This is a genomic window from Acinetobacter sp. AG1 (assembly GCF_001005525.1).
Taxonomy (GTDB): Bacteria; Pseudomonadota; Gammaproteobacteria; order Pseudomonadales; family Moraxellaceae; genus Acinetobacter; species Acinetobacter modestus.
Map to the genome: position 1 here is coordinate 1 of NZ_LBMZ01000058.1, position 8,288 is coordinate 8,288.

Sequence of the window (8,288 nt, forward strand, 5' to 3'; positions counted from 1 at the left end):
CTTATATCTAAATTTTTGCATCTTACTTGGCATATTTAATTTTACGTGCCACTTATCCCCTTTTGGATTTCCAAAGACAACTGCCTCAACCTCAAATGCATCATTTTTTGATAGACCTTTAATCGGTTTAAATAATGTATATTATAAAACTTACTGACATAAGTTGTCCTAAATGCTGGCATTTAAAAAATATAATTTCAAAATTATATTCAGTACAAACAGATAGTGGCAATCCACCAACTTTTGGATGTATTACATGTGAAGGGCGTTTCGGTTATGAAGATGGAATTTTAAAATATTTTAAACAAGCTGATGAGGGGTTTAAATCAAGAACACCTCAAATTCCATGGAAGTAATAGATTAATTTTTCTAAAATTAACATAATACGCCTTATGCGAAGTCAATTTGTTAATTTAATTTAAATCAATACCTTAAGTAATTTTACTCAGCCCAATCAACCCAGATCGGGCTTTTTTATGGATTCTTCACGTTCCACGCCTAGTAATTAACCATTCTTCCACAATTTTGATTAGCTACAGTCAACAATGCTCTCACCCATTCGGTAAGAAAAAGCGACTGAGAAAGCCTCTTTTCGGCTGCTCTGGTTCTACGTGCTCTGGCACTGGAATACGCTTATTTTCTGTTTCGACTGGAGTAGGCAATCCGTCATCTTTCGGCTCGGGTTCTGACCGAGGATCTGTTGCTATATCTGGAGCAGATTTCTGATCGGTAAACGTAGTCATATTGGATTGTGGGGGCTTCATTTCAATGAGTGTCAGCAGTGTATCTATACGAGCATTTGCCTTGGCTTCACGATCTTCGGCTTTTTCTAACTGTTTTTTTAGAAAATCAATTTGGTTTTTGAGTTCTACAACTGTTTTATCAGTGTATTCAGATGTATTTTGATTTTGTATTGGAGACGTATCGATACGTTTTACTTGTTTTACTCCAAAAGGTTCTCCATAGACACGAAGAAGTTCTGAAAAATCTATAAAACCATCATGGTCACGGCTTAACACACCGTTTTTTATATCTTTATATAGCGTAGCTCGAGATTTTTTATACAGGGTTGCAGCATCACTAACACTGTATTTTGTAGCTGTATTCATAGTGTATTGCTGTGTATTTTGAAAACGTATTGGAGAATACAATATGTGTATTCTCCAATACACTCAAGCTTTAAAGCCTAAGTTTTTTAGATGAGGCAAAAACTGTTTTTGCTGTATTGGATCTCTTAGCATTTCTTTGATTTTCGCGGCTAGGCTCTCATAGCTTTCATTACCATTTGCTAAGTTTGAAAATTCAGGTAGTCGTGAAAGCTGATTGCCAAACATATTGATTTGAGCATCTGTCATTTGTTGGAATGCTGTTTGGGGCGTTCTAGTTAATTCTTGTTGAGATGGCCTAACTTTCGATTTAATTCTGAATTGAATGTCAGTGATAACTCGTCCTTTTTTGAATTGGTCATAGTCAACGGTAATATCAGTGTGTTTATTAATTTCACTTACTGCTCTGTCTAATACGTTGGATTTGAAGTTAGACATTGTTGAATATTCAGTCGCGTCAAGACCTAACTTTGATCTAAGATCGTTAATACTATATTTCTCAGTTTTTGCTACATTCAACCATTTAATTAATAGCTCATATAGTCTTATGCTATATTTACTTCTAAAATCAGATACTTGCTCTATATGATATTTGGTAAATTGTTCGCTTAATCGGCTAATTAAGCTGATAACTTCGTTGCTAAGGTATAAAACAATAAGACCATTAGAATCTACATAGGTCACTTTGTTTACCCAATTTGCTGTAGTAAGAGCCTCTAGGCCCTTATATCTATCTAAATAACTGAACTCCCTTCTTTTTAGTGTTTTTGCTGCCTCTCTGAGCAAGCCATAGGCATTATTACTATCCACTTTAAATTGATGAATGTAGTCGCTTACAAGCACTTCTATTGGTGTATCTGGCGTGAGATTAGAAGACTCTCTAGCTCCAACTATGGCCAAGAGCATAATACGTTGCTCTATGAGTGATAAGTTAAAAGAAGCATCGATAAGAGCATTATCTTTAACAACTAATTTATTGTTATTTGTCATGATATGAAGCTTATTAATTCATTTAACTAGGTTATATGTCATATATTTTAAATAGTCAATAATCTATCTATTCATATACCCCTTAAACCTATCTTTATCACCCCTTAAACCTATCTTTATCACCCCTTAAACCTATCTTTATCACCCCTTAAACCTATCTTTATCACCCCTTAAACTATTGCAAACAAAGGCTTTCAGCTTATCTAAAAGCATTTAAAAGCATTAAAAATAATTAAAAGCCTAGTCTGGTCAAAATTGCCCTTGGTTTTCGCTACGCTCAAACTCTATTGAATCTCGCTTTCGCTCGATTCGTCGGGGCAATTTTTTGGTTCTTTTCGTTGTGAATTTGAGAAAAGGCAAAAGCAACTCGGAATTCGCTTCGCTCATAGAGCTTTATGCTCGCTTCGCTCGGTCTAGGCTCAAATTTTGACATGTGATCCATGCCTTTTTAGGCTCTACAGCCTAAAAAAGCGGTTTTTCAGAGGGTCGAGGCGCGAATTTTGGGACTGTCGCTCGTAGACACTCGCTTGGTTGAGGTGTTCTAGTGGTTTATTGAGGCTGTGTCATTTGCTTCTATTTGCGTTTAGAGGCACTTTTTTGTTTTTTAGGCTGATCTCTAGTCCAGTTTGAAATGATCGTACTATGGCGAAAATACAGCGTTTGAACGTGATATTTGTTCATTGTTCTGGTGTTTTGTTGAATGGGTTTCTCGGATCTTGTTTGGCTTCTTGTATAAATCGTTCAATTTCTTGGTATTGGCTTGAGTTAGCAATTTCTTGAGTGACTGTCTGTAGATCCTTGTTGGTTTGTTGCATGGTTTTACCGATTAAAGCCATACGAAATAAGGTTTTCAGGTTGTCCAAGTCCTGATTGGAGTGGGTCATTTGAAACTTTGCTCGTTCAAAAACGCCTAGATAGAGTGAACCGATAAAGTACTTGATCTGGTCTTCTCGTTTTTTCTGTTGTTTCTGGCTCTGTTTTTCCTTTTGTTGTTCTGGATTCAGGGCTTTTTCTATTTTTTGGTTCAGGTTTTTCGCTGCGGTTTGGTGGCGTTGCGTTTTGAGGATCTCATCTAGTGCATCGTGCATGGCAAAGTAGGCATCGATGTCATGTTTTTGATAGAGCTTGAGGATGTTTTGTTGCAGTGCATTGCGTTTGGCAGGTTCTGTCTGTTGGATCAGTTGCAGCTGAAGCATGCGTTTGTTGTAGGCATTGCGTTCATAGCGACATTTCTGGATCAGTTGGCGGTCTTGTTCACTGAGATCCTGAAGACTTTTTTTGTTTTTGAGCATGTGCAGGCAACGTTCTTCAATCCGTCTTTTGAATGGCAGATGGAGGATATGCGTGCCGAGTTCGTTGATTTCTTTTGCTGTGAGAACTAACGCTTTGCGTCCTGCCATGTGGATCTCATTTTGCCGTGAATGGAGAACATGTTAGCGTCATCTTGTGGGCGTTTAAACTATTTTTTCTGCTATGCATAAAAAATAGTTTATCTCGTTTCCGTGTCTTTTTTTGACAACAATCGCTAAAGCGATTATTGTCAAAAAAAGACACTCCTCCTCGCTCCTGCGGAGAGCCTCCTTTTCGAATTGGATCTCAGGTGAATTCGGCATGTTTTACATGAATATTCGGCACAATGTGAAGAAGGATTCCAGTTCCAAGAATACCTTCCATTATCTGACTCGAACGGCTCACTTTGCCGAGCAAAAGGCCGATGAGGAATTGGAGTTTGTGCGTTCTGGGAATATGCCTGTTTGGGCGATCGATGCGCCTGCGACTTTTTGGCACAGTGCCGATCGTTATGAGATTGCTCGAGGTCGAACCAGTTCAACCTTGACCGTGGCTTTGCCGAAAGAGTTGTCGAAGCAGCAGCGTAAAGAATTGGTTGAGGCCTTTGTTCAGGAATTTGCTGATCAGTATCAGTTTCCTTATACCGCAGCGGTGCATAATCATCCGAGTGAGCTGACAGGTGAAGATCAACCGCATTTGCATCTGATGTATTCTGAACGGAGTCTGGCCGATGGGATTGAACGACCACCAGAGCAGTTCTTTAAACAGTATCGTCCTAAGAATCCCACCAAGGGGGGCGCACAAAAGTTGACGGCTGATGCATTGGGTTATGGTCGTGATCAGGTCAAAGCCTTTAGAGAAAAAACCGAGCAGCTGATTAATCAGGCTTTAGAGATCCATGCACCGATGAAAACGGTGGTTCTGGAGGGTATGGAGATTGTTGTTCCGAATCGAGTGAGTCATTTGTCCAATCAGGAATTTAACCAGAAGTACGGAACGCAATTGCAGGATGTTCCGCAGATCTACCGATGGAAGTTGAAAAGTGCCGATCCAATTATTCAGCTTGAGGTTGAGGCACAGAAGCAAACCATTCAACAGATTCGACAATTTAACAAGCTCCAGATCTACCAAAAGGAGTACAACCAAGCCTTAGAGCAGCGTAAAAATCAAGACCTAGATCGTGATGATAATTATACGCCATCATGGTTCTAGGAATATTGTGAGGTTTTAAATCAAACTTTTGGAGGTCGTATGAAGACTGGAAAACAAATTCTTGAGGGTTTATTTGAATATCAACGTGCTGCTGCACATGATCCCCATCATCCAGTGAATGATCAGCTTCGCGCCAGTCTATTGTGGAAGAAACATTTACTTGAGTTGATTCAGATCCCACGTCATCAACTGAAATCAGATGATAGCTATGTTTTGGTGTCTGATATTCCAGAGTATTTTAAGACAGAGTTTGAGCAATATTTTTTAGGTCAGAACCTATCGCAGCATGTGGATCATCCTGATGAATCACGACTGGATAGCAAATGTTTAGACAGTTTTATTGCCTATCTGAAAGATCATCCAAGTTATAAATCAGAGCAGCGTGGCCAAGTATGAAAAAGAACGTAGATGCAGAGCGTATTCGAGCTGCTTTTAAGGCAACGCAAGGGATTGTGGAGCATTCATTTGAGCAGCGTGTGATTGATGCTAGTCAAGCGGATGTCGATGCGATGATTGAACGGATTGCTTCTGGAGAGTCGACCTTTGAGGAGGAAGATGAGGTGTTAATGATGAAGTGGATAGCTATGAAATCCTTGCATGATAAGGAGTAGTTTTGCATAAGCAGTATTCAATTAATTTTAGAAGATTGAATCACTTCTTAAAATGGAATCATATAAAAATTATTTTTTAGATATAGATGTTACACGTTACTACAGTTTTCCCACCAACCTCTATTTAATTTCAAAAAAAACAATACTTTAACTTGTTTTTTTTAATAAAAAAGATAATAGATTACTTTAAAATTGAAAATTTATTCGTTAAGATGCAAACTACACTTTTAGAACATCTCAAGGTACTTATGTCTTCTAATACCAAAAATATTCCTATAAGAGGAAGACAACAAAAAAAAGATTATATTAGGGATACTGTAGTTTCTCCTCCGAAACTCGTATCTGGATTACAAATAAAATCTGAAAATAATAATGCTTTTTTAATAATAAATTTTCTAGAGACTATTAACAACCAAGAAGAAAATAGTTTAATGGGATCATTCGTTATCCCAAATAAGATGGCTAGAGAAATTTATTCGAATTTAGAAAAATATATAAATCAATTGGATGGTAAAGATGAGTCCTAATTTATCAAATATTTTAACTAACTTAAACATACTTAAATCTATTCGTGAAAAAGAATTATCTGATTATTACGAAGATTCTATAGTTGTAAGAGAGTTAGTTGAGAAAAAGAAATTCTTAGAAAAAAGTAACTTCCAAGACACATATTATTCATTTAATGATTTTAAAAATCTTAATTATGATGATAATTTCTTTAATGAATATTTAGATAAGTTTATAGATTTCGAAAAAAAAATTAAAAGTGATAAATGTGATCAAACATTCTCATTTATTGAAAAATATCGTGAAACTTTCAAAGAAAAAAATGAATTAGAAAAAATTGAAAATTCAATTATCATTTATAATTCCAATGATACTAAAGATAGAAGTGTTTCAACAAAATCTTTAATCGAATTATTACGTTTCTTTTTTAATGAAAATATAGTAAAATCAGAAATATATGTTAACAATGAAGGGCTATTTGTATCTTATTTAAAGACTAACAGAAATAGTACTTCCTTAGTATTTTGTGAAAATGGTGAAGTTATTTTTTCATCTAATAATCGAGATTTAGGTGTGGCTAGAGCCTCTGGAACATTAACTTTATCTAGGAATAAAGCACTCAAAAAAATTGATAACATATTTAAGTGTCTTTATTGATTAATTTTTGGTTTAAATCTAATAATGCTATATTATTTTATGCTTCCTCAGAAATATGAATATATAAAAAAATCACTTTATGTATATTCAGACTATTATTATAGTTGTGCAAGATTTTTATGGCGATATGTTAATCCAACTACAACTGCCCAATTACCAGATTTAGAAAAATGTTTTTTTTTAAGAGAAAATGAATTTTCTGTTTCTCTTAGATCTAATATTCCAGAAAATTCTGAAGATTTTGAAAAATTTCAAAATATTAAAAGTGTATTTTCTAGCTATGGTTACTCTATGAAGGGTAATGGATCTCTTTTAGAATTTGATATTTTTGATGCAATAAATGAAATAAATGTTTTAGATAAACAGGTTTTGATCATAAGGGATGAGAAAACACATCATGGATTTATATTTCTAAAAGATAACTATAATGATCCTGTTAAAAAAAATGAGTTGATGAGTATACTCGCAGACCATATGGAGTATAAAAAAATGTCGAATATTAATTAAAAAGCAAAAAATAAAGGCTTCTGATTTTTTAACATAAAATCTCTTATGCGAATTCTAGCCCTGCACAGGGCTAGATATAGCGATTAGACCCAATTCTCTAGCTTCAGACCATCAATCCGTTCAAATTCTTTTGTATTGTTCGTAACTAATACAACATCTAATGCCAAGGCATGAGCAGCAATCAGCATATCTAAGCTGCCAATCGGTTTACCTGTAGATTGAAGATTCTGGCGTAATTTGGCGTAATGCCAAATGGCCTGTTCATCGTAAGGAAGAATCTCTAAAGGTGACAAAAACTTGTTTAACGCCTGTTTATTGCGTTCAGATACAGACTTCTCTACACCAAAAGCCAGCTCAGATGCCGTGATACTTGAAATTGCAAGCTGGCCGAGTTGATATTGCTTAAAGCGTTCAAAAACGTGTTGAGGCTTATTGTTGATGACATAGATACAAATATTTGTGTCTAAGAGGTAAATCATCTGAACTCCTCACGGAACTGTTCGCCTTGATCAGCTCGCTCCAATTGGAATCCAACCTCAAACTCATTGATGGCTTCTAACATGATATCCCAAGGATTGTCGATGGGCATGAGTAATACACCACGTCCGAAGCTTTTGATGGCCACTTCCGTGCCATTAAAGCGAAAAGCTTTAGGCAAGCGAACTGCTTGACTGCGACCAGTTTGAAATACTTTGGCAATTTCCATGTTGACCTCCAGATACACAAAAGATATATCATTGATATATACCATAACATTAAAGTGTGTAGAGTCAAAGTGAAATTAAAATCATGAGACAATAAAAAAAACCCCGACATCCTGTCGGGGTTTTTCGTATTTGGTACTAGGGTCAACTCCTGTCATCCCTCGCGTCCTGTCGCTGATCTTCTTATTTTTATCTGGAACATCCTGTTCTCAATGAAACCATGATATGCAATCTGGTTGTGTCTGCCTATTGGTGATTTTCTTGAATGCCTGTACGCCAGAACGTACATGGAGATATCCTCAAATTATCCCAAGAATTGTCCGCAGAAAATGGGGATAAAAGTGGGTTATTGAGGCATTGAGAAATCAGGAAAAACCGTGATTTTGAGTATTTTTGAACCAATTTTATTGGCTAAAAGTGACAAAAGTGCTTAAAAAGCAGCCGACTTGTTTCCGAGTCGGCTTTTTAGTGTTTTTTGGGGTTATGTAAAATTCACAAATATTTGATTTAATTAGAATAATTAAAAGTGGTTTCGCATAAGCGCCATTATGTTAAATGGAGAATATTCAAAACGTATTATCTATTAAGCTTGTTAATATGCTATCAATTGATTTTTATACTTTTATATGAGGAATATTATGGCTAATTCTAGTAATGAAAGAGCGGTAAGTACCCTAACAGGGCTTCTATCAACTACAACAGGT

Annotated in this window: 12 protein-coding genes; 7 read left to right on the top strand and 5 right to left on the bottom strand. The window is 35.9% G+C overall.

The annotated features are described in order from the left end of the window. The first annotated feature begins 134 nt into the window (after window positions 1-134). The gene (locus AAV96_RS00895; protein WP_046737949.1) at window positions 135-356 is read left to right on the top strand and encodes a hypothetical protein; all 222 of its coding nucleotides are present in this window, start codon (window positions 135-137) and stop codon (window positions 354-356) included. Window positions 357-551: 195 nt separating this feature from the next. Here the strand turns inward: AAV96_RS00895 and AAV96_RS00900 are convergent, their stop codons facing one another. The 3 genes from AAV96_RS00900 to AAV96_RS00910 form a co-directional block, all read right to left on the bottom strand. After that, window positions 552-1,109 carry a plasmid replication DNA-binding protein gene (locus AAV96_RS00900; protein ID WP_046737950.1) on the bottom strand — a complete coding sequence of 186 codons (558 nt, stop codon included), beginning with the start codon at window positions 1,107-1,109 and terminating at the stop codon, window positions 552-554. A gap of 63 nt (window positions 1,110-1,172) precedes the next feature. Next, entirely contained in the window at window positions 1,173-2,096 is a 924-nt protein-coding gene (gene repM, locus AAV96_RS00905) for a replication initiation protein RepM (RefSeq protein ID WP_017724908.1), read from the bottom strand. Window positions 2,097-2,773: 677 nt separating this feature from the next. After that, window positions 2,774-3,496: a hypothetical protein gene (locus AAV96_RS00910; RefSeq protein WP_046737951.1), complete on the bottom strand. Its 723-nt coding sequence runs from the start codon at window positions 3,494-3,496 to the stop codon at window positions 2,774-2,776. Between the two features lie 211 nt (window positions 3,497-3,707). Between AAV96_RS00910 and AAV96_RS00915 the strand changes: the two genes are divergently transcribed. The 6 genes from AAV96_RS00915 to AAV96_RS00940 all read left to right on the top strand — a co-directional run bounded on the left by AAV96_RS00915 (window position 3,708) and on the right by AAV96_RS00940 (window position 6,880). Further along, window positions 3,708-4,598 carry a MobA/MobL family protein gene (locus AAV96_RS00915; RefSeq protein ID WP_046737952.1) on the top strand — a complete coding sequence of 297 codons (891 nt, stop codon included), beginning with the start codon at window positions 3,708-3,710 and terminating at the stop codon, window positions 4,596-4,598. Window positions 4,599-4,637: 39 nt separating this feature from the next. Further along, window positions 4,638-4,994: a hypothetical protein gene (locus AAV96_RS00920; RefSeq protein ID WP_046737953.1), complete on the top strand. Its 357-nt coding sequence runs from the start codon at window positions 4,638-4,640 to the stop codon at window positions 4,992-4,994. Continuing rightward, window positions 4,991-5,209 carry a hypothetical protein gene (locus AAV96_RS00925; protein WP_046737954.1) on the top strand — a complete coding sequence of 73 codons (219 nt, stop codon included), beginning with the start codon at window positions 4,991-4,993 and terminating at the stop codon, window positions 5,207-5,209. Before AAV96_RS00920 ends, AAV96_RS00925 begins: the two co-directional genes overlap by 4 nt. A 248-nt stretch (window positions 5,210-5,457) precedes the next feature. Further along, window positions 5,458-5,736 carry a hypothetical protein gene (locus AAV96_RS00930; RefSeq protein ID WP_155857110.1) on the top strand — a complete coding sequence of 93 codons (279 nt, stop codon included), beginning with the start codon at window positions 5,458-5,460 and terminating at the stop codon, window positions 5,734-5,736. Continuing rightward, window positions 5,726-6,373 (top strand): hypothetical protein, encoded by a 648-nt coding sequence (locus AAV96_RS00935; protein ID WP_046737956.1) that lies wholly within the window; start codon window positions 5,726-5,728, stop codon window positions 6,371-6,373. The genes AAV96_RS00930 and AAV96_RS00935 overlap by 11 nt, the downstream gene beginning before the upstream one ends. 39 nt (window positions 6,374-6,412) lie before the next feature. Beyond that, a complete protein-coding gene (locus AAV96_RS00940; protein ID WP_155857111.1) occupies window positions 6,413-6,880 on the top strand; it encodes a hypothetical protein in 468 nt (155 codons plus the stop codon). Between the two features lie 83 nt (window positions 6,881-6,963). On the opposite strand, the gene vapC is transcribed toward AAV96_RS00940, so the two are convergent. Beyond that, on the bottom strand, window positions 6,964-7,359 hold the full coding sequence (gene vapC / locus AAV96_RS00945) for a type II toxin-antitoxin system tRNA(fMet)-specific endonuclease VapC (protein WP_046737958.1): 396 nt from the start codon (window positions 7,357-7,359) through the stop codon (window positions 6,964-6,966). Next, window positions 7,356-7,586, bottom strand: coding sequence for an antitoxin (locus AAV96_RS00950; RefSeq protein WP_046737959.1), 231 nt, complete (start codon window positions 7,584-7,586; stop codon window positions 7,356-7,358). Before AAV96_RS00950 ends, vapC begins: the two co-directional genes overlap by 4 nt. Between the last annotated feature and the right edge of the window lie 702 nt (window positions 7,587-8,288).

Bases quoted from the DNA above. Each gene is read 5' to 3' on its own strand.
- AAV96_RS00895 (WP_046737949.1), top strand. From the start codon at position 135: ATGTATATTATAAAACTTACTGACATAAGTTGTCCTAAATGCTGGCAT.
- AAV96_RS00930 (WP_155857110.1), top strand. From the start codon at position 5,458: ATGTCTTCTAATACCAAAAATATTCCTATAAGAGGAAGACAACAAAAA.
- AAV96_RS00915 (WP_046737952.1), top strand. From the start codon at position 3,708: ATGTTTTACATGAATATTCGGCACAATGTGAAGAAGGATTCCAGTTCC.
- AAV96_RS00950 (WP_046737959.1), bottom strand. From the start codon at position 7,586: ATGGAAATTGCCAAAGTATTTCAAACTGGTCGCAGTCAAGCAGTTCGC.
- vapC (WP_046737958.1), bottom strand. From the start codon at position 7,359: ATGATTTACCTCTTAGACACAAATATTTGTATCTATGTCATCAACAAT.
- AAV96_RS00925 (WP_046737954.1), top strand. From the start codon at position 4,991: ATGAAAAAGAACGTAGATGCAGAGCGTATTCGAGCTGCTTTTAAGGCA.
- AAV96_RS00940 (WP_155857111.1), top strand. From the start codon at position 6,413: ATGCTTCCTCAGAAATATGAATATATAAAAAAATCACTTTATGTATAT.
- AAV96_RS00900 (WP_046737950.1), bottom strand. From the start codon at position 1,109: ATGAATACAGCTACAAAATACAGTGTTAGTGATGCTGCAACCCTGTAT.
- AAV96_RS00935 (WP_046737956.1), top strand. From the start codon at position 5,726: ATGAGTCCTAATTTATCAAATATTTTAACTAACTTAAACATACTTAAA.
- AAV96_RS00910 (WP_046737951.1), bottom strand. From the start codon at position 3,496: ATGGCAGGACGCAAAGCGTTAGTTCTCACAGCAAAAGAAATCAACGAA.
- AAV96_RS00920 (WP_046737953.1), top strand. From the start codon at position 4,638: ATGAAGACTGGAAAACAAATTCTTGAGGGTTTATTTGAATATCAACGT.
- repM (WP_017724908.1), bottom strand. From the start codon at position 2,096: ATGACAAATAACAATAAATTAGTTGTTAAAGATAATGCTCTTATCGAT.